Source organism: Georgenia sp., from assembly GCF_054605595.1.
On the sequence record NZ_JBTSDU010000039.1, the window covers coordinates 1 to 23,438 of the forward strand.

23 protein-coding genes, 2 pseudogenes and 2 riboswitches are annotated in these 23,438 nt (G+C 74.9%); of the genes and pseudogenes, 4 read left to right on the top strand and 21 right to left on the bottom strand.

What is annotated here, in order from left to right; genetic code table 11:
* From ACYC1Z_RS06705 to ribD, 11 genes are all read right to left on the bottom strand, one after another.
* Positions 1–2,405, bottom strand: a 2,405-nt coding sequence (locus ACYC1Z_RS06705) for a DEAD/DEAH box helicase (RefSeq protein WP_461408755.1), incomplete at its 3' end; no start/stop codon positions are given.
* Between the two features lie 21 nt (positions 2,406–2,426).
* Positions 2,427–3,350: a diacylglycerol/lipid kinase family protein gene (locus tag ACYC1Z_RS06710; protein WP_461408756.1), complete on the bottom strand. Its 924-nt coding sequence runs from the start codon at positions 3,348–3,350 to the stop codon at positions 2,427–2,429.
* A gap of 50 nt (positions 3,351–3,400) precedes the next feature.
* Positions 3,401–4,159: a twin-arginine translocase subunit TatC gene (tatC, locus tag ACYC1Z_RS06715; RefSeq protein ID WP_461408757.1), complete on the bottom strand. Its 759-nt coding sequence runs from the start codon at positions 4,157–4,159 to the stop codon at positions 3,401–3,403.
* Between the two features lie 51 nt (positions 4,160–4,210).
* On the bottom strand, positions 4,211–4,657 hold the full coding sequence (tatA, locus tag ACYC1Z_RS06720) for a Sec-independent protein translocase subunit TatA (RefSeq protein ID WP_461408758.1): 447 nt from the start codon (positions 4,655–4,657) through the stop codon (positions 4,211–4,213).
* Between the two features lie 158 nt (positions 4,658–4,815).
* A complete protein-coding gene (locus ACYC1Z_RS06725) occupies positions 4,816–5,139 on the bottom strand; it encodes a hypothetical protein (protein WP_461408759.1) in 324 nt (107 codons plus the stop codon).
* 5 nt (positions 5,140–5,144) lie between these two features.
* Positions 5,145–6,119: a helix-turn-helix transcriptional regulator gene (locus ACYC1Z_RS06730; RefSeq protein ID WP_461408760.1), complete on the bottom strand. Its 975-nt coding sequence runs from the start codon at positions 6,117–6,119 to the stop codon at positions 5,145–5,147.
* The gene (locus tag ACYC1Z_RS06735) at positions 6,112–7,218 is read right to left on the bottom strand and encodes a helix-turn-helix transcriptional regulator (protein ID WP_461408761.1); all 1,107 of its coding nucleotides are present in this window, start codon (positions 7,216–7,218) and stop codon (positions 6,112–6,114) included. The genes ACYC1Z_RS06730 and ACYC1Z_RS06735 overlap by 8 nt, the downstream gene beginning before the upstream one ends.
* A 9-nt stretch (positions 7,219–7,227) precedes the next feature.
* Positions 7,228–7,746 carry a 6,7-dimethyl-8-ribityllumazine synthase gene (ribH, locus tag ACYC1Z_RS06740; RefSeq protein ID WP_461408762.1) on the bottom strand — a complete coding sequence of 173 codons (519 nt, stop codon included), beginning with the start codon at positions 7,744–7,746 and terminating at the stop codon, positions 7,228–7,230.
* Positions 7,743–9,071, bottom strand: a complete 1,329-nt coding sequence (gene ribA, locus ACYC1Z_RS06745) for a GTP cyclohydrolase II (protein WP_461408763.1) — start codon at positions 9,069–9,071, stop codon at positions 7,743–7,745. The genes ribH and ribA overlap by 4 nt, the downstream gene beginning before the upstream one ends.
* Positions 9,068–9,664, bottom strand: coding sequence for a riboflavin synthase (locus ACYC1Z_RS06750; RefSeq protein WP_461408764.1), 597 nt, complete (start codon positions 9,662–9,664; stop codon positions 9,068–9,070). The genes ribA and ACYC1Z_RS06750 overlap by 4 nt, the downstream gene beginning before the upstream one ends.
* Complete coding sequence (ribD, locus tag ACYC1Z_RS06755; RefSeq protein WP_461408765.1) at positions 9,664–10,818, bottom strand: bifunctional diaminohydroxyphosphoribosylaminopyrimidine deaminase/5-amino-6-(5-phosphoribosylamino)uracil reductase RibD; 1,155 nt, start codon at positions 10,816–10,818, stop codon at positions 9,664–9,666. The genes ACYC1Z_RS06750 and ribD overlap by 1 nt, the downstream gene beginning before the upstream one ends.
* Positions 10,819–10,906: 88 nt before the next feature.
* Positions 10,907–11,040: riboswitch (FMN riboswitch) on the bottom strand.
* Positions 11,041–11,255: 215 nt separating this feature from the next.
* Between ribD and ACYC1Z_RS06760 the strand changes: the two genes are divergently transcribed.
* On the top strand, positions 11,256–12,416 hold the full coding sequence (locus ACYC1Z_RS06760) for a DUF3866 family protein (protein ID WP_461408766.1): 1,161 nt from the start codon (positions 11,256–11,258) through the stop codon (positions 12,414–12,416).
* A 61-nt stretch (positions 12,417–12,477) separates the two neighbouring features.
* Here the strand turns inward: ACYC1Z_RS06760 and ACYC1Z_RS06765 are convergent, their stop codons facing one another.
* From ACYC1Z_RS06765 to ACYC1Z_RS06785, 5 genes are all read right to left on the bottom strand, one after another.
* Positions 12,478–12,936 carry a PH domain-containing protein gene (locus tag ACYC1Z_RS06765; protein WP_461408767.1) on the bottom strand — a complete coding sequence of 153 codons (459 nt, stop codon included), beginning with the start codon at positions 12,934–12,936 and terminating at the stop codon, positions 12,478–12,480.
* 1 nt (position 12,937) lies between these two features.
* Complete coding sequence (gene hisG, locus ACYC1Z_RS06770; RefSeq protein ID WP_461408768.1) at positions 12,938–13,783, bottom strand: ATP phosphoribosyltransferase; 846 nt, start codon at positions 13,781–13,783, stop codon at positions 12,938–12,940.
* Between the two features lie 69 nt (positions 13,784–13,852).
* Positions 13,853–14,116, bottom strand: coding sequence for a phosphoribosyl-ATP diphosphatase (locus ACYC1Z_RS06775; RefSeq protein ID WP_461408769.1), 264 nt, complete (start codon positions 14,114–14,116; stop codon positions 13,853–13,855).
* Between the two features lie 9 nt (positions 14,117–14,125).
* Positions 14,126–15,178 (bottom strand): ABC transporter substrate-binding protein, encoded by a 1,053-nt coding sequence (locus ACYC1Z_RS06780; protein ID WP_461408770.1) that lies wholly within the window; start codon positions 15,176–15,178, stop codon positions 14,126–14,128.
* 98 nt (positions 15,179–15,276) lie between these two features.
* Positions 15,277–15,999, bottom strand: coding sequence for an ABC transporter permease (locus tag ACYC1Z_RS06785; RefSeq protein ID WP_461408771.1), 723 nt, complete (start codon positions 15,997–15,999; stop codon positions 15,277–15,279).
* A gap of 295 nt (positions 16,000–16,294) precedes the next feature.
* Positions 16,295–16,417: riboswitch (FMN riboswitch) on the bottom strand.
* 317 nt (positions 16,418–16,734) lie between these two features.
* On the opposite strand from ACYC1Z_RS06785, the pseudogene ACYC1Z_RS06790 reads away from it, so the two are divergent.
* The 3 genes and pseudogenes from ACYC1Z_RS06790 to ACYC1Z_RS06800 form a co-directional block, all read left to right on the top strand.
* Positions 16,735–17,069 (top strand): annotated as a pseudogene (locus tag ACYC1Z_RS06790) (helix-turn-helix domain-containing protein); the annotation flags it as partial.
* A gap of 59 nt (positions 17,070–17,128) precedes the next feature.
* A complete protein-coding gene (locus ACYC1Z_RS06795) occupies positions 17,129–17,518 on the top strand; it encodes a hypothetical protein (protein WP_461408772.1) in 390 nt (129 codons plus the stop codon).
* The gene (locus tag ACYC1Z_RS06800; RefSeq protein ID WP_461408773.1) at positions 17,470–18,441 is read left to right on the top strand and encodes an MFS transporter; all 972 of its coding nucleotides are present in this window, start codon (positions 17,470–17,472) and stop codon (positions 18,439–18,441) included. The genes ACYC1Z_RS06795 and ACYC1Z_RS06800 overlap by 49 nt, the downstream gene beginning before the upstream one ends.
* A 4-nt stretch (positions 18,442–18,445) precedes the next feature.
* On the opposite strand, the gene rpe is transcribed toward ACYC1Z_RS06800, so the two are convergent.
* The 5 genes and pseudogenes from rpe to ACYC1Z_RS06825 all read right to left on the bottom strand — a co-directional run.
* Entirely contained in the window at positions 18,446–19,111 is a 666-nt protein-coding gene (rpe, locus tag ACYC1Z_RS06805; RefSeq protein ID WP_461408774.1) for a ribulose-phosphate 3-epimerase, read from the bottom strand.
* A gap of 107 nt (positions 19,112–19,218) precedes the next feature.
* Entirely contained in the window at positions 19,219–20,970 is a 1,752-nt protein-coding gene (locus ACYC1Z_RS06810; protein WP_461408775.1) for an RsmB/NOP family class I SAM-dependent RNA methyltransferase, read from the bottom strand.
* Positions 20,967–21,905, bottom strand: coding sequence for a methionyl-tRNA formyltransferase (gene fmt / locus ACYC1Z_RS06815; RefSeq protein WP_461408776.1), 939 nt, complete (start codon positions 21,903–21,905; stop codon positions 20,967–20,969). Before fmt ends, ACYC1Z_RS06810 begins: the two co-directional genes overlap by 4 nt.
* Before the next feature lie 240 nt (positions 21,906–22,145).
* Positions 22,146–22,772 carry an HAD family hydrolase gene (locus ACYC1Z_RS06820; protein WP_461408777.1) on the bottom strand — a complete coding sequence of 209 codons (627 nt, stop codon included), beginning with the start codon at positions 22,770–22,772 and terminating at the stop codon, positions 22,146–22,148.
* A 78-nt stretch (positions 22,773–22,850) separates the two neighbouring features.
* Positions 22,851–23,438, bottom strand: a pseudogene (locus ACYC1Z_RS06825) (hypothetical protein); the annotation flags it as partial.

Here is a 23,438-nt window from a genome sequence, read left to right on the forward strand (position 1 = left end):
TGGCTGCCGCGCACAAGGTAGCCGAGCTCGGTGAGGACCGCGCACACCTTGTCCAAGTCCTGGGCGATGGACCCGGTGCGGCGCTGGATCTTCTCGAGGAGCTGCTCCTGCTCGGCCCGGGCACGCTCCCACCGGTGGGCCCACCGGGCGTGCTCCTCCCGCTCGGCGCACCCGTGGCAGGGGTGCGCCCGGAGGCGGCGTCGCAGCTCGGCGATCCGCTCGTCCTCGCCGGCTCCCGTGCGCCTCCCCCCGCTCCCGGCGCTCCCGCCACTGCCGCCGAGCGCGTCGTGCCCGGGCAGGTCCGCGCCGAGTCGACCCTGGGCGAGGGCGTTGCGCAGGGAGGAGGCGAGGTCGCGGCGCTGCTGGGGGTTGCGCTCGTTGAAGTCCTTCGGCACACGCACCGCGCCGACCTCGTGGACGCCGTGCGGGGCCTCGGCCGCGTTGAGCGTGCGGAGCTGACGCTCGTCGGTCAGCACCCGCAGCTGCGGGCCGTCGAAGCCGCCGTCGATCGTGTCCAGGACGACGGCGTGGGCGGTGCGCCGGCCGCGTTCGTAGCCGACCACCGTGCCGCGCCGCAGCCCCTGCAGGGAGCGGCGGGCGCGCCGCCGGGCTTCCCCGGAGCGTTCGCTCGAGACGTCGGCCTCGCGCTCCGTGAGGCGGCGGCGCAGCTCGGTGTACTCGGTGAAGTCACCCAGGTGGCAGGTCATCGCCGTCGCGTACTCGGCGACGGCCTCGGCGTGCCGTCGGGCCTGCTTCGCGAGCCCGACGACGCCGCGATCGGCCTGGAACTGTGCGAAGGAGGTCTCCAGGACTTCACGGGCCCGGGCGAGCGGCAGCACGGCGAGCAGGTTCACAGCCATGTTGTAGGTGGGGTGGAAGGCCGAGCGCAGCGGGTAGGTGCGCCGCGACGCGAGCCCGGCGGCCTGGACGGGGTCGATCTCGTCGGAGTAGAGCACCACGGCATGCCCCTCGACGTCGATGCCGCGCCGTCCGGCTCGGCCCGTGAGCTGGGTGTACTCCCCCGGGGTGAGCTGGACGTGAGCGCTGCCGTTCCACTTGACGAGCGACTCCAGCACCACCGAGCGTGCGGGCATGTTGATGCCGAGCGCGAGCGTCTCGGTCGCGTAGACGACCTTGAGGTACCCGCCGGCGAAGAGCTGTTCGACGGTCTCCTTGAACACCGGCAGCAGGCCGGCGTGGTGCGCGGCCACGCCCCGTTCGAGCGCGAGGGACCAGCTGTCGAAGCCGAGCACGGCGAGGTCCTCCGGCGGCACCGCGACGGTGGCCGCCTCGACCACGTCCCGGATGGTCGCTGCCTCGTCCGCCGTCGTGAGCCGGATGCCGGAGGCCAGCGTCTGGTGGACGGCGGCCTCGCAGCCGGCCCGGGAGAAGATGAAGACGATGGCAGGCAGGAGGCCGTCGCGGTCGAGCCGTTCCACCACCACCGGCCGGGGCGCGGGGCGCACCCGACCGGCGAACCGGCCGCCGCCCCGGCCACGATCCCGCTGGTCGTGACGACCGCCACCACTGCCTCGGCCGCCGCCGCCCCCACCACCGCGCCCGCCGCGCAGCCGGTCGGCGCCGGTACGGCCGCGCCCACCGCCGTGGCCGGCGTCCCGGGCGCTGCCGGTGCGTTGCGCGCGGCGGATGGCCTCGACCAGGTCGGGGTTGAGCGGTGGGTCGGCCCCCACGTCGGTGGGGTCGACGTGCGCCGAGTACAGGTCCAGGATCCGGTTGCCGACCATCATGTGCTGCCACAGCGGCACCGGCCGCGTCTCGGACACCACCACCGCGGTGTTGCCGCGCACCATCGTCAGCCACTCGCCGAACTCCTCGGCGTTGGACACGGTCGCCGAGAGGGACACCACCTGCACGGCGGGATCGAGGTGGATGATCACCTCTTCCCACACCGGACCACGGAACCGGTCGGCGAGGTAGTGCACCTCGTCCATGACGACGAAGCCGAGCCCGTCCAGGGTCGTGGAGGACGCGTAGATCATGTTGCGCAGCACCTCGGTGGTCATGACGACCACGGATGCGTTGCCGTTGATGGTGGTGTCACCGGTGAGCAGGCCGACGCTCGCCTTCCCGTGCACGGCGATCAGATCCAGGTACTTCTGGTTGCTCAACGCCTTGATCGGCGTCGTGTAGAAGGTCTTGCGGCCCGTCACCAGCCCCAGGTGGACGGCGAACTCCCCCACCACGGTCTTGCCGGCACCCGTCGGGGCGGCGACGAGCACCCCGTGCCCGGCCTCCACCGCCTCGCAGCCGCGGACCTGGAAGTCGTCGAGCTCGAACTCCAGGCCCCGACGGAACCGGCTGAGCTCGGAGCTCTCCTGCTGCTGGCGCCGCGTCGCTGCGGCGTACCGCTGCGCCGGGGAGGCCACGTCGTCTGCAGCGGTCATGCTGCGAGCGTACGTCGAGAGTCAGGCGGTTCGCGTCAGCACGCGCACGGCGCCGGGATGGAGGTCGCACTGCAGGGGCAGCGCACCGATCGGCTCCCCGTCCGCGAACGCCACGGGGGGTACCGAGCCGAGGCCGGGCGCGGGCTCGATGAGCACGGATCGGGCACGCCGCACCTGGACCGCGGGGTGGTGCACGTGGCTTCCGCGATACAGGCGGGGAAAGATCCGCAGCAGTGTCGTGCGCGACATCTGGTCACCGATGACGACGTCGAGGAGTCCGTCGTCGGGCTCGGCGTCCGGTGCGATCTTCAGCCCGCCGCCGAAGCTGCGGGTGTTGGCGACGGCCACCAGCGTGCCGACACCCTCCCAGACGACGCCGTCCATCGTCACCCGGTACCCGTAGGGGCGGAAGCTGCCGAGCTCGGCGGCCAGTGCCCGCAGGTAACGGCCCTCGCCCGCGGGCCAGTTGAGCTGGTTGGCACGGTCGTTGACGGCGGCGTCGATCCCACAGGAGAGGACCGCCATGTACCACGCCTCGGTGGGCCCACCGGGCCGCGAGACCGCGACGGCGTCGAGGGCGCACACGCCCCGGGGCCCGGCGAGCAGGGCGTCGCGCACCAGCTCGACCGACTCCGCCACCCGGCGCACCGGCAGGCCGAGGTCCCGGGCGACGTCGTTGCCCGAGCCGACGGCGACGATCCCGAGCGGTACGGCGGTCCCGGCCACGACGTTGGCACCCAGGTGCACCATGCCGTCCCCGCCGACGACGACGAGGGCGTCGAGCCCCGCCGCCAGGCCGGCCCGGGCGCGGGAGGTGGCCTGCGCCTCGTCGTCGCCGGACAGGTCGACCGGGTCCAGGCCCGCCGCCGTGAGGCCGGACCGGACCTCGGCGGCGACCTTCGCGGCCCGGCCCTTCCCCGCCGTCGGGTTGACGACCAGGCCCACCCGCCCGGTCGGTGAGCCGGGCTGACGAACGTACCGACCGTCGGGCGGGGTCACAGGCCGGCGGCCGCGTCGGCGGCCGCCTGAGCCGCTTTCCGTCTCGTGACGTGCCGGTCACGCGCGAAGGACACCCCGACGGCGATGAAGTACAGCGCGCACATCGGCAGGGCGAGCGCGATCATCGACCACGCATCGGGCAACGGGTTGGCGAACGCGGCGAAGGTGAACCCGATGAGCACGGCCCACCGCCAGCCCTTCAGGAGCGTCCGGCCGGGGAGGATGCCGAGGAAGTTCAGCCCCACGAGCAGCAGCGGCACCAGGAACGCCACGCCGAACGCGAGGATCACCCGCATGAAGAAGATGAAGTACTCGCGCGCGCTCATCAGGTTCAGCCCGCTGTCCGGGGTGAAGGACGTGAGCACCGCGACCGCGCGGGGCAACACCAACCAGGCGAGCGTCCCGCCGGCGAGGAACAGCACCGCCCCGGCGAACACGAACGACAGCGAGTAGGTCCGTTCCTTCCGGGTGAGGCCGGGGGTGATGAACAGCCAGAGCTGCCCGATCCACCACGGGCTCGAGAGGAACAGCCCCAGGAAGACGGCGACCTGCATCTTGAGGTCGAAGGCGGACCCGATCGTCCCGAAGTTGAGCCCGGCCTGGGCGCCCTCGCCGGAGAGCTTCTCCAGAGGCGCCGTCATCATGGCGACGACGGGGTCGTACAGGAGCCATCCGGCGACGGCGCCGATCACGATCCCGAGCGCCGCCCAGACGAGCCGTCTGCGCAGCTCGCGCAGATGGTCACCGAGCGGCATCCGCCCCTCAGGGTTCTTCTTACGAGAGCGTGCGCGGGCCTCCGCGCTCACCTACTGCTGGCGCGGCGGCTGCTGCGGAGCCGGGCCCGGTTGCGCGGGCGGGTTCGGGGCACCGCCGGCAGGTGGGTAGGGCTCCCCGGCGGCCGGCGGGTAGGCACCGGCGGCCGGCGGGTACGCACCGTTGGTCGACGGGTAGCCGGCGTTCGCGGGCGGGTAGGCACCGTTGGCCGACGGATAGCCGGCGCCCCCGGCCGGTGGGTAGGGCGCTTGCCCGGGTACGCCCGGCTGCGCCCCGGGGTAGGGCGGGTACGTCGTCTGCGGGGTCTGAGCACCCGCGGCGGTATCGGACGAGTCGTTCTGAAGGTCCTTGATCTCGCGCTTGAAGATCTTGAGCGACTTGCCGATGCTCCCGGCGAGCTCGGGCAGCTTGCTCGCCCCGAAGAGCAGGATCACGACGATGATGAGGATGACGATCGCCCATGCGCTGGGGGTTTTCATCGGGGCACCTTCGTTAGTAGTTGTGCGTGGGATCGAGCATACTCGGCGCCGGATCCGCCGTACCGGGACCGGCCGGAGCTGTTCGCCGTGACGAGCGCCTCACCCGGCGACGGCCCGGTCCGGCCTCCGGTGCGAGGTCCAGCCGGGCGGACCGGTGCTCAGCCGACCAGGCCGTGAGAGCGCCACCGGGCGGTGGCCCGCTCGAGCCGGGCCCGCCGCGCCGTCGCGCGTGCGCCGGCGATCCGGGCCCGTGTGGCCCTCGCCCGCTCCAGCGTCGCGGGGTCCCCCACGACGCCGGGCACGTGCAGCGACGGCGCCGGTGCGTTCGCGTCCGCGGCATGCTCGAGGCGGCCGAGCAGCTCGCCGGCCGCGCCGACCTGCCGACCGAGCGCCTTGAGCCGGCCCCACAGGCGCCGGCCGAGCAGCACGAACACCGCCAAGGCGCCGAGCCCCAGCAGCACCCATACGAGCCACCACCACATGCGGGTCAGGATAGTCGGTCGAGCTGCGTATAGGCGTCGAGCGCAGCGCGCGCCGCCCCGGCCACCCGGGCGGCCACGGTCGGTGGCTCGACCGAGCGGACGGCGTCGCCCAGCGAGAGCACCAGGTTCTCCAACCAGGCCGGGTCGTTCACCCGCAGCCGGACCCGCAGGTCACCGTCGGGCAGGTCCACGACGTCCTCCACCGGGGTGTGCTCGGCCACCCACCGCGCCCGTGACGCGAGCTCGAGCGTCACGGCCTCGCCGGTGCGCGCCCAGGGCTCGGGCCCGGCCAGGTCCGGGTGGTGCGCGGCCACGACGTCCAGGATCTCCAGGGCGAGCACCCGGTCGAGGCGGAACGTGCGGGGGCCCTGGGCGCGATGGCACCAGCCCCGTAGGGACCACATGGTCCCGTCCGAGCGCAGCTCCACCGGGTCGACGTCGCGCTCGGTGACCACGTCCGCGGCGGAGACGTAGCGCAGACGCAGACGCCGGCCCTCGTCGATGCCGCGGCGGACCGCCTCGACGGTCTCGGCGGGCACCTCCGCCCGCACCCGCACCTGCACCGTGCCGGCCCGGGCGGCGGCGTCGCCGGTGGCGTCGGAGAGCTTCTCGATCGCCGAGTCGAGTGCGTCGAGCTCGGCCAACGCCGGCGCGTCGGCGACGACGTCGCGCAACGTGCGCAGCGCCACGAGCAACGAGAGCGCCTCCGGGCTGCTCAGGCGCAGCGGACGGTCCATGCCGCGGGCATCGGTCAGGGTCAGCACGCCGTGGTCCAGCGCCTCCGCCGAGAAGTCGATGAGGTCGTCGGGCAGGTAGCCGGGCGTGCCGGCGACCCACAGCAGGTTCACGTCGGCGAGCACCTGTGCCTCGGTCGTGCCGAACTGGGCGGCTACCGCGGCGACGGGGACGGCCGGGTGCTCGCGCAGGTATGCCACGAGCGCGAGGAGCCGGGCGACGCGGTCGCCGGTGGTCTCACCCATGGGCCACCTCCCCGTCGAGCGCACCGGCCGCCCGCAGCCGGCGCAGCACCGCCGCGCGCAGCTCGGGCGGGTCCAGCACGAGGACGGCGGCGGTGTAGGTGGTGACCTCTTCGGCGAACGTCTCGACGTCGGTGTAGTCGACGAGCATGACGTCCCGGTCGGTGAGCGGGCCCTGGGCGGACCCCACGTCGTGCGGGTCACCGACGGCGGAGCCGATGGCGGGCGGGTCGGCCGCCATCTCGTGGGCAGCGGCGCCCGCCGGTGCGCCACGCACGGCGCTGCCGGCCCGCGGGACCTTTCCGGCCGGTTCGACGGCACGTGCCCGCAGGGCTGCGGCGCGGTCCGGGAGCACGGCGAGACGCGCCCGGCCCGCCCGCGGTCGCGCCGGCGCGAGCAGGGCCTCGACGTCGATCTCGGCCGGCGGGCCGAACGCGCCGGCCGGGCCGGTCGTGCGCACGCGCCCGGTGATGCGGGAGAGCCGGAAGGCGCGCGGCGCGTCGCGTTCGGTGTCCCGGCCGAGGACGTACCAGCCGCGGTCCCGGCTCAGGAGACGCCAGGGCTCGACCCGCCGGTGCGTGACCCGTCCCGTGCTCGCCGCCCGGTAGGTGAAGGTCACCGCCGTGCGGGCGTCGATCGCCTCCAGCAGCGGGGCGAACGCCGCCTCCGGGCCCGCGACTCGTACCGTCAGGCCGGCGTAGGTGTCCGCCGTCGGGGCGGGCCCGACGGCACGCAGCTTCGTCACGCCGCGCCCCGCGAAGGACCGCAGCGACGCGTCCTGCCAGAGCTCGGCCGCGAGGGACAGCACGCCGACCTCGGCCGGGGTGAAGGCGACCGGGGGCAGGGCGTACCCGGCGGAGTCGATCCGGTAGCCGACGTCGTCCTCGTGCGCCGGGTCGTGCTCGACGACGAGCGGGACACCCAGCTCGCGCAGCAGGTCCTTGTCCCGCTCGAACATGCGCTCGAAGGCGGCCTCGTTCGCGGCGTCGGCATAACCGTTGACGCGCTCGTGGATCTCCCGCTTGGTCATCCACCGCACGGTGTGCGTGAGCGCGATCACCAGGTCGAGCAACCGCTCGGCCGCCTCTACCCGCTGCGCCACGGCCCCACGTTATCGGTCTTCCCGCCCGGCGGTGGTACCGCGGGGGGCGATGGCACCGGTGCGGCGGAGGGCGCGCAGGGCGACGGCGGTGGCCACCGCGGCCTCGGCCGCCTCGGCGCCCTTGTCCTCGGCGGAGCCGGGCAGCCCGGCCCGGTCGAGGGCCTGCGCCTCGTCGTCCGTGGTGAGCAGGCCGAACCCGACCGGCACCCCGGTGCGCACGGCCACGTCGGTCAGCCCGCTGGTGGCCGCCTGGCACACGTACTCGAAGTGCGGTGTGCCCCCGCGGATCACCACCCCGAGGGCGACGACGGCGTCGGCGCCGGCCCGGGCCGCCTCCGCGGCCACCACGGGCAGCTCGAAGGAGCCCGGCACCCGGACCACCTCGGGGACGACGTTCGCGGCGGCCAACGCGCGGCGGGCGCCGTCGAGCAGGCCGTCCATCACCTGGGTGTGCCACTGCGCGGCGATGACGACGACCCGGAGCCCGGTCCCGTCGGTCGCCAGGTGCGGGGCGCCCGCGCCGCTCACCGGACACCTCCGGCCGGCACCGGTCGGGCACCGAGCGGATCGGATCGGGTCCGCCCGGGTGGTCGGGCATCCGGCCCCGACCGCTCCGCATCGAGTCCCGGCAGGTGATGTCCCATGACGGAGCGTTTGGTGGTCAGGTACCGGCGGCTGTGCTCGGTGACGTCCGCCTCGAGCCCGATGACCTCGGCGACGGAGATCCCCGCCGCCCGCAGGCCGGCGACCTTCTCCGGGTTGTTCGTCAGCAGCCGCACGGCGGCCAACCCGAGGTCGGCGAGGATCGCGGCTGCCGCGCCGTACTCGCGGGCGTCGGCGGGCAGGCCGAGGTCCAGGTTCGCCTCGACGGTGTCCCGTCCGGTGTCCTGCAGGCCGTAGGCGCTGATCTTGGGCAGCAGGCCGATGCCGCGCCCCTCGTGCCCGCGCAGGTGCACCACGACGCCCCCGGACCGGGCGGTGAGCTCCAGCGCCCGGCGTAGCTGGGGGCCGCAGTCGCAGCGGAGGGAGCCGAACGCGTCGCCCGTGAGGCACTCCGAGTGCACCCGGACCAGCGGGGCCGAGGTGTCGGTGGGGGTGTCCGCGACGAGTGCGAGGTGCTCCGCCCCGGTGCGCAGGTCCCGGTAGCCGTGGACCGTGAAGTCCCCGTGCTCGGTGGGGAGCCGGGCGGAGCCGGTGGCGTGCACGCGCGGGGCGGGCGGGGCGGGGTCCGGGTCGTGGGCCCGTCGCCAGGCGGCCAGGTCCGCGATCGTGATGAGCACCAGGCCCTCCTGCTGCGCCAGCGCGACGGCGTCGTCGTACCGGAGCATGGTGCCGTCGTCGTGGACCAGTTCGGCGATGCCGGCCACCTCCCCCGCCGCGGCGAGACGGCACAGGTCCACCGCGGCCTCGGTGTGCCCGGCGCGTTCGAGCACCCCGCCCGGCACGGCGCGCAGCGGCAGCACATGGCCCGGGCGGATGAGGTCGTTCGGGCGTGCGGCCGGGTCGGCGAGTACGCGCAGGGTCCGAGCGCGGTCCGACGCGGAGATGCCGGTGCCCACCCCGTGGGCGGCGTCCACGCTGACCGTGTACGCGGTGCGCCGCGGGTCCTGGGAGTCGGCCACCATGAGCGGCAGGGCGAGGGTGTCCGCCCGCGCGGCCGGCATGGGCGCGCACAGGTAGCCCGAGGAGTGGCGCACCGTCCACGCCACCCACCGCTGGTCGGCGGTCGCGGCGGCGAGCACCACGTCCACCTCGTTCTCGCGGTCGTGGGAGTCGGCCACCAGGACCGGCCGACCGGCGGCCAGCGCCGCCAGGGCGTCCGCCACCGTGGCCCGAAGAGTTGCTGTGGTCATCGCCGTGCTCCTGTCGTGAGTCGTTCGAGGTACTTCGCCACCACGTCCACCTCGAGGTTGACCGCCGCGCCGACGGCGAGGCCGCCGAGCGTGGTGGCCGCCAGGGTGGTGGGGATCAGGGCGACGCCGAACGCGTCGTCGCTCACGTGCGTGACGGTCAGCGAGACCCCCTCGATCGCGATCGACCCCTTCTCCGCCACGTACCGGGCGAGCTCGGGCGGCACGCCGATCTCGACCTCGTCCCAGCGGGGTCCGGGGGTGCGCCCGCGCACCGTGCCGACGCCGTCCACGTGGCCCTGGACGAGGTGTCCGCCCAGGCGGCCGTCAGCCCGGACCGCCCGCTCGAGGTTGACCCGGTCGCCGGCGGTGAGCCGGCCGATGGTGGTACGGGCGAGGGTCTCGGGCATGACGTCGGCGGTGAAGCCGTGCGCGTCGTGCGCGGTGACGGTCAGGCACACACCCGCCACGGCGACCGAGTCGCCGGGGGCGAGGTCGTCGGTGACCGTGGTGGCCAAGACGTGCAGCACCGCGGCTCCGTCGGCCGACTCGCGGCCACGGACGGTGCCCACCTCCTCGACGATTCCGGTGAACATCAGCACGCTCCTTCGGGTCGGGCCACGAGGAACAGGTCGTCCCCCAGGCGTTCGGTGTGCACGGTGCGCCAGCGGGGCGCGTCGGCGATGGTGGTGACGCCGAGGTCGCCGACGGCGGTCGGGCCACCGCCGAGCAGGACGGGGGCGACGTAGGCGTGCAGCTCGTCGACGAGCCCGGTGCGCAGCGCGGCGGTGAGCAGCGTGGGGCCGCCCTCGAGGAGCACATGGCGCATGCCGCGCGCATGGAGCTCGGTGAGGGCGGCCCCCAGGTCGCGGGTGGGTAGGTGGAGCCACTCCCCCGGTCCGCGGACCCGCGCGCGCGCCGGCACCTCCCGCTCCCCGATGACCACACGCACCGGCTGGTGGGCGGCGAGGCCGTCGGGGGTGCGGGCGGTCAGGGCCGGGTCGTCGGCGAGCAGCGTGCCGGTGCCGACCAGTACGGCGTCGACGTCGGCGCGCAGGGCGTGCGCATGGGCGCGGGCGGTGGCGGAGGTGATCCACCGGCTGGTGCCGTCGGCGGCGGCGACCCGCCCGTCCAGGGAGGTGGCGGTCTTGGCGACCAACCAGGGCCGGCCGCGCCGCACGGCGGTGGCCCAGCTCGCCGTGAGCTCCTGGGCGCCTGCCACCAACTCGGGGTCCACGCCGGCGTCCCGCGCCAGGTGCACCTCGACACCCTCGCCCCGCAGCCAGGCGGCGCCGCCGGCGGCGCGCGCGTCCGGGTCGGCCACGGCGTACAGCACGCGCGCCACGCCCGCGGCCCGCAGCGCACGCGCGCACGGCGGCGTCCGACCGGTGTGCCGGCACGGCTCGAGGGTGACGACGGCGGTGGCACCGGCCAGCTCTGCCCGCCGCGCGGGTGGGACCGCGGCCAGGGCGGCCGCCTCGGCGTGCGGGGTGCCGGCGCCGCGGTGGTGGCCCTCGGCGAGCGGGCGCCCGTCCGCCGTGAGCAGGACGCACCCGACGCGCGGGTTGCCGCCTGCGCGCGGGCCCGTGGCGGCCAGCTCCAGGGCCCGGGCGAGCGCGCGATCGAGCCCGGCGCTCTCGGGCGCGGCCGGGGTCGCGGTGCCCGGTGCCGGGGCTGTGGTCGGGGTGCCGCCCGCGCGTGCCGCTGTGGTCCGTGCGGCGACGCCCGCCGCCGTGGTGCTGCCCGCCATCTTCGCGATCCCTTCGTCCGGCACGGGCGGCCGGGCGAGAGGGGGCGACGACGAGTGGCACCGTCGACGGACCGGGTCCGCGATGGCGCCACGTGCTGCCTCCCATCCGGACTTTCACCGTCGGTCCTGGAGTTCCACCAGGTCAACCGTTCGTCCTTGCGGACGACCGGGTCGCGGACTGTCACCGCCGGCTCGGAATTTCACCGACCCCGGAGCACGTGCTTGCTCTGGGGACCACTCTGCCACACACCGTCCGAGGGCGGGGCCCGCCGGCTCGCCGTCCCGGCCACTGAGACGGCCCGCGTCCGGCACCCAGCGGCAGGCCGTCCCGTTCATCGGGAAGGCGCGGTCCGGCGTCCGGCCACGAGGGTGCGGCGAACCCGGGCAGCGGGCACACCCCCGGTGGTGCCGACCGCCGCACCGGTACCGTGGCTGCCGTGATGATGTGGCGTGACGGCGTGGTGCGGGGTGTGGGACGGTCCTGGTCCGGCGCCGTCGAACTCGAGGTCGAGATCGTGGCGAACGACGCCGCGAGCACTGCGGAACCACCCACCGGCCCACCGGCAGCCGGGGCGCACGTCCGCGCACTGGCCTACCCGTCGATGGTGGGCGACCCACGGGTCGGTGACCGGGTCTCCCTCTCCGTCGCGGCACTGGCCCGTGAGCTGGGCACCGGCGGGTACGCGCTGGTCGTGGCCCTGCCCGACCGGTTGCCCGCGGACCCGCCGCCTGCCCTGGGCCACCTCGTCAAGGCCCGCTACACGCCCGCACAGAACCTCGTCCTCGGGGTCGACGAGCAGGGGTCCGCCCACCACGGCCTGCTGCGCGACGCGGACGACATCGCCGGGCTGCCCGTCGTCGTCGCGGACCTGCACTCGGCCCTGCCCGCCGTGGTGGCGGGCATCCGCGCCGTCGCGAACGGCCTGCGGGTGGCGTACGTGATGACCGACGGCGGTGCGCTGCCCGCCTGGTTCTCCCGTAGCCTCGCGGGGCTGCGGGAGGCGGGGTGGCTGACCGGGTCGGTGACGGTCGGGCAGGCGTTCGGCGGCGACCTCGAGGCCGTCAGCCTGCACTCGGGTCTGCTCGCGGCCCGACTGGTGCTGGGTGCGGACGTGGCCGTCGTCGCGCAGGGGCCGGGAAACCTCGGCACGGGCACCCGCTGGGGGTTCTCCGGCACGGTCTGCGGCGACGCGATCAACGCCGTCGCCACGCTCGGTGGCAGCCCGGTGGCCGCGCTCCGGGTCTCCGGGGCCGATCCGCGTGCTCGCCACCGCGGGATCTCCCACCACTCGCTCACGGCATACGGGCGGGTGGCACTGGCACCGGCCGACGTCGTCGTGCCCCGCTTCGACGGCGGCAGCGCGCTCGAGGCGGACCTCGCCGGGCTCGAGGCCCGCATCCGGGAGCAGGCCGCCCCGCTCGGCTCCCCGCACGGGATCCACCACCTGGTGGACCGCTCGACCGCGGGCCTGGCGGGGGCGCTCGGGGGCGTCCCGGTGCCGTTGTCGACCATGGGCCGGGGCCTGGCCGAGGATCCGGCGGCGTTCCTGACGGCGGCCGCGGCCGGCGCACACGCGGCCGGGCTCGCGGGCCGATAGGGCTTCGCCCGACGCGGCTCGCCGGCCTCCGGGGCTACCCGTCCCCTGGGCTCGCCGGCCGCTAGGACTCGCCGTCCCGCGGCTCGTGGTACGCGATCAGCGTGGCGAGCCGCCGTGCCTCGTCGCGTCCGTAGGCGCCGTCCGCGCGCTGGATCGCCATGACCGCGAGGGTGTCCCCCTCCGAGAGATCGAGCTGGACCCACGGGGTGCTCGCGCCGAACGTGACCGTCACGATCTGCGCCCACTCGACGGTGCGCGTGTAGATGATGTTGCGCACCCTCAGGCCGGTCTCGTCCGGCACGGCCCGCACCCCGCCCTGGCGCCAGTACAGCCAGAGCAGGACCAGCGCCAGCAGCACCGTACCGATGCCGTCCCCGAGGGTGAACGCCACCTTCGACATCCGAGGGAGCGCGATCAGCACGGCCAGCGTCCCGGCGACGGTGAGGACGGCGAGCGCGACGGAGACGCGCCGCGCCCACCGGGGGCGGAAGGTGGCGTGCAGCTCCGCCGCGCTGGTCATGTCAGATGCGGCAGGCGTGGATGGAGGTCACGAGGATCGCGCGGGCGCCGGCGTCGTAGAGCTGGTCCATCACCTGGTTGGTGGACTCCTTGCGGACCATGGCCCGCACCGCGACCCACTTGCCGTCGTGCAGGGGGGAGACGGTGGGTGACTCCAGGCCGGGGGTGATCGCCACCGCCCCCTCGAGCTGCTCCACCCGCACGTCGTAGTCCATCAGGACGTACTGGTGCGCCACCAGCACACCCTGCAGCCGCCGGTCCAGCACCTGCAGCGCGGGCGTCACGTCGCGGCCGGCGGGGTGGATCAGGACCGCCTCGGATTGCAGGATGGGGTCCCCGAACGTCTCCAGGCCCGCTGCCCGGAGGGTGCTGCCGGTCTCGACCACGTCCGCCACGACGTCGGCGATGCCGAGCTGAACGGAGGACTCCACGGCGCCGTCGAGGTGGACGACGGAGGCCTCGACGCCGTGCTCGGCGAGGTAGCCGCCCACGAGCACGTCGTAGCTGGTCGCCACGCGTTTGCCGCGCACCTGCTCCAGGGAGGTGATCTCCCCCGCCGGTGCCGCGAAGCGGAAGGTCGACCGGGCGAAGCCGAGCGAGCGGTGCTCGACGGCCTCGACGCCGGAGTCGAGCAGCAGGTCGCGGCCGGTGATGCCGACGTCGACCGTGCCGGAACCGACGTAGACGGCGATGTCTCGCGGCCGCAGGTAGAAGAACTCGACACCGTTGGCCGGGTCGGCCAGGACGAGCTCACGGCCGCCCGAGCGCTGGCGGTAGCCCGCCTCGCTCAGGATCTCCGAGGCGGGCAGGGACAGGGAACCCTTGTTGGGCACGGCGATGCGCAGCACGTCAGCTCCGGTGCGTGATGGTGGATGGGCGTGGGGTGGACGGCGAGACGGCGGCGGATGCCGGTCGGCTCACAGGTGGCGGTAGACGTCCTCGAGGGTCAGGCCCCGGGCGATCATCATGACCTGCAGGTGGTAGAGCAGCTGGCTGATCTCCTCGGCCGTGGCCGCGTCGCTCTCGTGCTCGGCGGCCATCCAGACCTCCGCCGCCTCTTCGACGACCTTCTTGCCGATGGCATGGATACCGGCGTCCAGCTCCGCGACGGTGCCCGAGCCCGCCGGGCGCGTCTCGGCCTTGTGGTGCAGCTCGGCAAAGAGGTCGTCGAATGTCTTCACCCGGTCAGCCTAGTTGGTGCCGGTCGGCAGGAACGCGTCCGTCCATGCGTCGGCCGGGTCGACGGCGCCCTCGAGCAGCCCGTGCTCGGTCAGCAGGGCCCCCATGGCATCCCAGGCGGCGGCGTCGTGCTCGCCGAGCGGACCGCCGCCGGCGTAGAGCGCGGCCGTGGCCTCAAGGGTGGCGACCGCGGCGTCGCGCTGGTCGGGACGGGCGAGGTCCGGGACGTACGCCCTCGAGATGTCGATGGCGGCCGCCGGGTCGTCGATGACGTCCCGCACGCCGCGTAGCGTCGCGGCGACGACGGCGGCGACGTCATCCGGGCGTGCCTCAGCGGTCTCGTCGAGCACCCCGACGCCGATGCCGACGAGCGGGACGTCCCGGCCGTCGGCGCCGATGGGGATGGTGCGGACGTCGAGCCCGGTGGCCGCGAAGGCGACGGCATCGTTGTTGACGTAGCCCATCACGGCGTCGACGTGACCGTCGGAGAGCGCGGCCTGCTGGGTGAAGCCGATGTGCTGAACGTCGACGTCGTCCTCGGTGAGCCCGCCGGCGCCGAGCAGCGCCAGCAGACCGAAGTACGTCTCGCCGTACGGGCCCGGGATGCCGACGCTGTGCCCGGCGAGGTCCGCGGCGGTGGTGATCTCGGAGTCGGCCGGGACGATGAGGACGACCGGGTAGTCCTGGTACAGGGTCGCCACGTCGAGCAGTGGCACTCCCTGCGAACGGGCCTGCAGCATCTCGTCCCCGCCGGCGATCACGAAGTCCTCGTCCCCGGCGCCGACGGCGGTGAACAGTCCCTCGCTCTGGCCGTGGTGGCGCAGCGTGACCTCGACCCCGGCCTCGTCGTAGTAGCCACGCTCGGCGGCGACGTAGAACGGTGCGAACTGGACGTTCGGGGTATAGGTGAGGCCGATGGTCGCCGTCCCGGTGCCGCCCGCGGGCGCCGTCGCGCCGGTCGCCCGCTCGGTGGTGGTGGCGTCGGGGGCGGGCTGGCCCGCGCACGCGGCGAGGGTCAGCGCGGTGGCCCCGAGGGCGGCGACGAGGAGGTGACGGGCGGACATGGTGGTGCTCCCCAGGGGCGATGTGGATGTGGCGGAACTGGTGGGCGGCGTGGAGTTGGTGGACGTGTCGAGGGCGGTGGGGCGCACGGATCGGGCGGTCAACGTCGGGCGACCCGGCGTTCGATCAGCCGGAGCGCCCCGTAGATGGACATCGCGAGGGCGCACAGGATGATGAGGGCGGCGAAGATGCCGGTGGTGTCGGCCGCGGAGCCGCGGATCGAGAGGAGGAGGCCGAGCCCCTGGCCACCCATGACGAACTCACCGACGATGGCGCCGGTGATGGAGAGGGTGAACCCGTTGCGCAGCCCGGTGAGCACGGTCGGTAGCGCCAGTGGCCACTGGATGCCGCGCAGCAGCGACCACCCGTGGGCGCCGTCGAGGCGAGCCGCGTCCACGACATCGGTGTCCACCCGGCGCAGGCCGTGGACGGTGGCCAGCAGGATCGGGAAGAAGACGAGCAGCGCGCACAGGATCGTGATGGGCAGCAGGCCGTAACCGACCCAGATGACGAGCAGCGGTGCGGTGGCCACGGCGGGCAGTGCCTGGGAGGCGGCGATGTAGGGCGAGAGGGCGGCGTCGGCCACCCGGCTCCGGAAGACGAGGTATCCCAGCGGCAGCGCGACGAACGCGCCGAGCGCGCAGCCCAGCGCCGCCTCCACGAGGGTCGGCAACGTGTAGCCGAGCAGCCCGCCCGTCGTGAGGTCCTCCCCCAGGCGGGCGGCGACGTCGCTGGGGGCGGGCAAGAACTGAGCGGGCACCGCGCCGGTGCGCACCGCCGCCTCCCACAGCACCAGCACGACGGCGCCCAACAGGAGGGCCATCAGCCAGGGCTGGGCGAGCGGGTCCGAGCTGTGGCGTCGAACGCCGGGCGTGCGGGCAGTCGGAGTGTCTGCGCCGGGACGCGTGGCGTCGCCGACCGTCAGGCCGGCTGTGCCCGGCCGGCGTCCGCTCGTACCGTTGCGCACGGCACCCTGCTCCGGCTGCGACGGGGCAGCCGTGGGCTGCCACGCGGTGGCGTCGGTCTTCACTGCGTCCTCCCGGTCCGGGCCCGTGGACCGGGGACGACGGGTACGACGGCGGAGCCGTCGCCCGAGCCGACGCGCCCGCAGGACGCGCCGCGTGCTTCCTCCCATCCGGACTTTGACCGTCGGTCCTGGAGTTCCACCAGGTCAACCGCACTAGGTGCGGCTCGCGGACTATCACCGCCGGTTCGGAGTTACACCGACCCCGGAGCACGTGCTTGGCTTGCCGTCCGATCGTAGCGCGGGCGGTGGGCTGTGGGTACCCGGTACCCGGTACCCGCTGCGCGCACGGAGCCGCCGAGGCCGCCCCGTCCTTCCCACCGACCCGCACCAACATCTACGAACTCGTCCAGCAGGCCAGACGCGGCTACCGACCGGAGCAGGACGTCCTGGTGCCCGCCGAGGGTGGGCGCAGCGCGCTGCCCCCGACCACCAGGGACGACGCTCACGCGGGGTCCGCAGGCGCATGATCACGACGTGCGCCCAGGTCGCCCCGCACCGCGTACGCGCCGAGGGACACGGGAGCCACCTTCGATGAGCACTCGTGACTTCGCTGCTCTCCAGGACGGCGGTGACTGCGACGCCGTCGAGGCCACCGAGACCGAACGGTCCACCGGGTACGTGCAGTCCCTCGAACGTGGGCTGTCCGTGATCCGCGCGTTCGACGCGGAGCACCCGCGGCTCACCCTGAGCGACGTCGCCCGCCGCACGGCCCGACCCGGGCGGCAGCCCGGCGGTTCCTGCACACGCTGGTGGACATCGGCTACGTCGGCGCAGACGGTCGGCTCTTCGCGCTGCGCCCCAGGGTGCTCGAGCGCGGGTACGCCTACCTCTCGTCGCTGACGCTGCCGGAGGTCGCCGCGCTGCACCCGGCCGTACGACGGTGACGCCGAGTGGTCGCACGCGCGGCGCCGCGCCGCGGCGGTGCGTGTCCCGGCAGGTGGTGCTCCTCACCGAGGCGGTGGCACTCGTGGGGCTCAACCTGCGCGGCCCGATCGTCGGTGTCCCGCCGCTCATCCCCCGGCTCAGCGCCGACCTCGGGCTGAGCGAGAGCGCGGCCGGTCTGCTGACCTCGTTGCCGTTGCCGAGCTTCGCCCTCGTCTCCCCCCTCGTCGGGCCGTTGGTGCGGGGGACCGGCCTGGACGGCGCGCTGGTGTGGGTGCTCGTGCTGCTCGCCGCGGCGTCCGCGCTGCGGCCGTGGGGCTCGGCCGCCCTGCTGCTGCGGGCGCCGCGCTGGTCGGTGTCGCCATCACGATCGGGAACGTCCTGGTGCCGATCGCGGTGCGCCGCGACGCGGACCCGTCGACGGCGACGGTGATGGCGCTGTCCACGAGCTCCTACCGGGTCGGGCAGGGGGTGGCGGCGGCGCTCGCTGTGCCGGTGGCCCACGAGGTCGGTTGGCAGGCGGCGATGACGCCCCTCGCGGTGCCCGTGGTCGTCGCGCTCGCGGCGTGGCTGGCGCGGGTCTCCCGTGGACGGTCGAGCGACGCCACCCGCGTCACGCTGGGGGAAGCGGCTCGCCCGCTGCCACGGCACCGGCGCGGCGAGACCGGCACGGGCCGGCCCCGCGTCACGCTCGGGGTCGCGGCTCGCCCGCTCCCGCCGTCGGATCGTGCGGCCACCCCGCCGGCGGCGCGCGAGGCACGCGCCTCGTCGGTCTACCGCGAACGGGACACCTGGTGGCTCGCGCTCTTCTTCGGCATGCAGGCGGCCCTGGTCTACGGCGCCAGCACGTGGCTGCCCACCATGCTCGAGACCGAGGTCGGCGTCTCGGGCGAGCTGGCCGGCACCGCACTGTCGCTGTTCCACCTCATCGGGATCGCCGGCACGCTCGCCGTCCCGCTCCTGCGCCGCGTCACCGGGTCCGCCGTGCGCGCCGGGTACGCCGTCGCCGGGGCCTGGGTGGTGTTCTTCGCCGGCTTGGTGCTCGCGCCGGACCAGTGGCCGGCCGGGACCGTCGTCGGCGGCCTCACCCAGGGGGCCGGGATCGGACTCGGCATGCCCCTGATCGCCCTGCGCCCGGCCGATCCGGCGCACGGGCGCGGCCGGTCCGCTGCCGTGCAGTCGGCAGGCTACGCGATCGCCGCCGTCGGGCCCGTCGTCCTCGGCTGGCTCCTCGGCGTGACGGGGAGCTGGGCCGCGGTGTGGGGCGTTCTCCTGCTCGGCGGCGTGGTGATGGGCGTCGCCGCCCGGCGGGCGGCCGCCGATCGTCCCATCGGAGCGGCCCCGCGGCCGACCTGACCGGTCAGTGCGCGTGCGCCCCCTGCGCGAGCGCCCGGAGGGCGTCGACCTCGGCGGCGGCGTCCTCGGCCCGGTAGACGGCGGACCCCGCCACGAAAACGTTCGCGCCCGCGTCGGAGGCCCGCTCGATCGTGGACCGGGAGATCCCACCGTCGACCTGGACCCACACGTCGAGCCCGGCAGCGCTGACGGCCGCACGTGTGCGCCGGATCTTGGGCAGCGTGGCGTCGATGAAGGACTGGCCGCCGAACCCCGGTTCGACGGTCATCACCAGGATCATGTCGAACTCGGGCAGGAGGTCGAGGTACGGCTCGACGGCCGTCGCCGGGCGCAGTGCGAGACCGGCTCGCACACCCGCCTTGCGCAGATCCCGCGCGAGCTTGACGGGTGCGGTGGCCGCCTCCGCGTGGAACGTCACCGAGGCGCAGCCGGCCTCGGCATAGGCCGGCGCCCACCGGTCCGGGTCCTCGATCATGAGATGCGCGTCGACGGGCACCGGGGTGACCTTGATGATGCTCTCGACGATCGGCAGGCCGAGCGTGAGGTTGGGGACGAAGTGGTTGTCCATCACGTCGACATGCGCGTAGTCCGCGCCCGAGATCTTCTCGAGCTCGCCGCGCAGGTCCGCGAAGTCGGCGTTGAGGATGCTGGGCGAGATGACGATGCTCACGCCCGCAACCTTACTGGGAGCGCACGACCCGCTGCCTTACTGCGACCGCACGTGTGGCCGGACGCCGGGAACCACCCGGCTGGCTCGTCCTGCCCGGACCGCGGCGCCTACTCGGACGGCAGTGGTGCGACCGGCGCGGCCGCCGGCGCATCGGTCCGGCGCAGCAGCGCGAGAAACATCGCGTCGGTGCCGTGCAGGTGCGGCCAGAGCTGGGCGAACGGGCCGTCACCGAGGCCCGGGGGCGGCTCGAGGGCCACCGAGCCGAGCACCGCCACGGCGTCGATCAGCTCCACGTCGCCGCGGCGGCGCACGGCGTCCTCGACGACCACGCGGGTCTCGGCCACGTGTGGTGAGCAGGTGACGTAGGCGACCACTCCCCCGACCCGGGTGGCGTCCACGGCGGCGTCGAGCAGGTCGCGCTGCAGGGGGCCGAGCTGGGCGAGGTCGGCGAGGCTGCGCCGCCAGCGCGCCTCCGGCCGGCGGCGCAGCGCACCGAGGCCCGTGCACGGCGCGTCGACCATGACCCGGTCGAAGGGGCCGAGGCCGGCCTCGGCGATGTCGCGACCGTCGCCGGTGCGGACCGTCACCGTGCCCGCCGGGACGGCGGACACGGAACTGGTGACCAGTCGTGCCCGGTGCGGAGCCACCTCGTTGGCGAGCAGGTGGGCACCACGCTCATGGGCGAGGGCACCGAGCAGGGCGGCCTTGCCGCCGGGGCCGGCGCACAGGTCCAGCCACCGCTCATCGGGCAGCACAGTGCCGGCCGGTGCAGCGGGGTCGACGGCGGGACCCGCACCGCCGGTCGAGCTCACCTGCGCGGCCGCCACGGTGACCGCGGGTGCAGCGGGGCCGACGGCGGGACCCGTACCGTCGCCCTCGGGTGCCGACGCTGCCTGGCCCGCCGGGCCGAGCGGGGCGGCGGCCAGGGCGAGGGCGACGAGCTGGGACCCCTCGTCCTGCACACCGGCTGCCGAGCGACGGACCGACGGCAGGCGAGCCGGGTCGCCGCCGCCGGGCACGAGGGCGTAGGGCGACCAGCGGCCGCCGCCCGGCGCCGACCCGAGCTCGGCAGCCACCTCCTCCGCGAGGTCCTCGGGTGCGACCAGGCCGGGCCGGGCCACGAGGGTCACGCGGGGGGCGCGGTTGTCAGCGGCCAACAGCTCGGGCAGCTCGGTGGCCGGGCGGCCGTTCGCGAGCAGGGACTGGCGAAACGCACGGACGATCCACTCGGGGTGCGACTCGGTGGCCGCGAGGCGAGCGACGTCGTCGCCGGCGGCGGCTTCCGCGACCTCTGCAGCCCACTCCTCGCCAGACCGGCGGGCCACCGCGCGCAGCACGGCGTTGACGAGGCCCGAGGGCCCCTGGCCGGTGACCGAGCGCGCCAGGCTCACGGTCTCCGAGACCGCCGCATGGGTGGGGACGCGCATGCCGAGGAGCTGGTGGGTGCCGAGGCGGAGCAGGTCGAGCACCTCGGCGTCGAGCTCGTCGAGGGGACGGCCGTTGGTGCACCGGGCGATGACGGCGTCATAGCGCCCACGCAGGCGCAGCGTCCCGTAGGCCAGCTCGGTGGCGAAGGCGGCATCGCGACCTTCGATGCCCCGCTCGCGCAGCAGCGGGGGCAGGACGAGGTTGGCGTAGGCATCGGAGTCCGCCACCTCGCGCAGCACGTCGTAGGCGGCCTGGCGCGGTGCGTCCGGCTGAGCACGGCGGGGGCGGTAACCGGGCCGGCGCCGTGGCGCGCCACCGCGGGCACCGGAGTCGCCGCGCGGCGCGGGCCGGCCACCGGGTCCGGGATCCCCGTGACGGCCGCCGCCGCGGGCCCCGCCACCGCGGCCCTCGGAGCCGGCGTGCGGCGTCACGACTGCGCCCCCAGGACGGCATCCGCGGCCGGGTGTGCGCCGCGTGCCCAGGCCTCGGCGGGCATCCAGCTCTTGCCCGCCGGGGCCACCTCGCCGAGGGTGACGGCGTGCGAACCGGTGCCGACCAGCACCTCGTGCTTGCCGGCGCGCAGCTGCCCGGGGGCGAGGTCGGTGACGTCGGGGCGGGGCGTCACGGGCCGCAGCTTCAACCGGGTGCCGTCCGGCGACGTCGTCCACGCGCCGGGTGCCGGCGTGCAGCCCCGCACGAGCCGCCCGACGGCGAGAGCTGGGTCGGCCCAGCGCACGGCCGCGTCCGCGACCTCCAGCTTCGGGGCCAGGCTCACCCCGTCGGCGGGCTGCGGCTGCGGCACCGCGTCTCCGGCGGCGATGGCGTCCAGCACGGCGACCATCAGCCCGGCGCCGGACTCGGCGAGGCGGGCGAGCACGTCGCCGGAGGTGTCGTGGGGGCGGACGGTCTCGGTGAGGGTGCCGTAGACAGGTCCGGTGTCCAGGCCCGCCTCCAGCTGGAAGACGCTGGCGCCGGTGACCTCGTCCCCGGCGATGAGGGCCCGTTGGACCGGTGCCGCTCCGCGCCAGGCGGGCAGCAGTGAGAAGTGCAGGTTCACCCAGCCGTGGGTGGGCAGGTCGAGCAGGTGCGCGGGGACCAGTCCCCCGTAGGCGACGACGGGTGCGGCGTCGACCTTCAGGGCGGCGAGCTGCTCGGCCACTCCGGCGTCCCGGAGGCTCTTCGGTGTCAGGACCTCGACCCCCTCGGCGCGGGCGACCTCGGCGACGGGACTGGGCTGCAGGGTGCGCCCGCGTCCTCGAGGGGCGTCGGGTCGGGTGAGCACGGCGACGACCTCGTGGTCGCTGGCCAGGAGCGCCCGCAGGGTGGGCAGGGCCACCTCGGGTGTTCCGGCGAAGAGCAGGCGCATGGCAGACAAGTCTATGCGGTGCCGCTGCCGCACCTGTGCTGCGCCCTGTCACCTGGTCCCCGACCGGGCGACGGCGCTCGCCGGTGGGAACCGGGCGTGGGTCCGCCCGCTCACGGCGAGCCGGCGGGCCTACCGGGAAGGGCCGGCGCGGACGGCGGCCGCGGCCCGGTCGCGGGGACGCGCCCGACGACGCAACCGGCGCCACGCCCCCCACGGGAGCAGACCCAGGACGAGGCGCTGCTACCGCCGGAGCAGTCCGAGGGCGGTGAGGTCGGTGCGGAGACGCCGGCCATCCGTGAAACGCCGGGCGGTGATGCCCAGGCGGGCCGCACCGGCGACGTTGGCGGGCGAGTCGTCGATGAACACCGTGGCGCCCGCGTCGAGATCGTACCGTTCGAGGAGCACCCGGAACAGGGCGGGGTCCGGCTTCACGAGGCCTTCCCGGCCGGAGACGACGACGTCGTCGAGGAGACCGATCGCGGGGGCGGCCTCCTCGGCATGGTGGAACGTCTCGGCGGCCCAGTTGGTGAGCCCGAGGAGCGGGACCCCGAATGCCTTGAGCTCGGCGATGATCGCACTCGTGCCAGGGATCGGCCCGGTGAGCGCGTTGGCGAAGTTCTCGCGGTATACCCGCAGCGTCGCGGCGTGTTCCGGCTGGTCCGGGAATCGATCGAGGAGCTGCCGCACGGCGGCGTCGAGGGTGAGGCCGCCGTCCATCGCGAGGTTGAGCGTCGGGAAGTCGACCGCGTCCACGAACTCGGACCAGTCTTTCGGGCCGAGATGGTCGGCGACGGCGCGGTACGGGTCCCAGCCGACGACGACATTGCCGAGGTCGAAGACCACCGTCACCTCTGGTGCCTGCGTCACGGCGTCACCGTAGCCACTCCCTGCCGGCCCCGACGGGTGACCGGGCCGACCATGGCCCCCCGAGAGGCATGATGCCGCTCACCACAGGTCGGGCGGGTCGACCTGGACACGGACCGCGCCATCCTCCTTCCGGGCGCTGCGTACGGCGGCAGCGTGAGCCAGCCGCCGGGTGAGGTCGGCGGAGGCGGCGCGCGGCACCCGCAGGAGCGCCCGGACCTCCCCCGCACCATCCGTGCCCGGACGCGCCGCGACATCGACGGGGCCCAGGACCTCCAGCGAACCGAGCGGCTCGAGATGGGCGAGGAACGAGCGCACAGAGGCGCGCGGGCCTTGAAGCGAGGCCATCCGCACGGCGGGCGGGAAGGAGAGCTCGGTGCGCTCGGCCAGCTCACGAGCGGCGAATCCGGCCGGGTCCCAGCGCACCAGAGCCTGCGCGGGCGCGGGCGCAGGTTGGCCGAGGAGCATGACCCGGCCGCCGTCGGCCGCGCCGCGGACCAGGGCCGCGGCGCGGAACCAGCGCCGCAGCGCCTCCGCCGACGCCCACAGCTCCGGGCGTGAGGTCGTCGCCGCGCCGTCGAGCAGCAGCGCCGCCGTGTACCCGCCCGCCGCCACCGGTTCCGCGCCGGGGGTGGCGACGACGAGGCGTGGGCGGTCGTCGACGGTCTC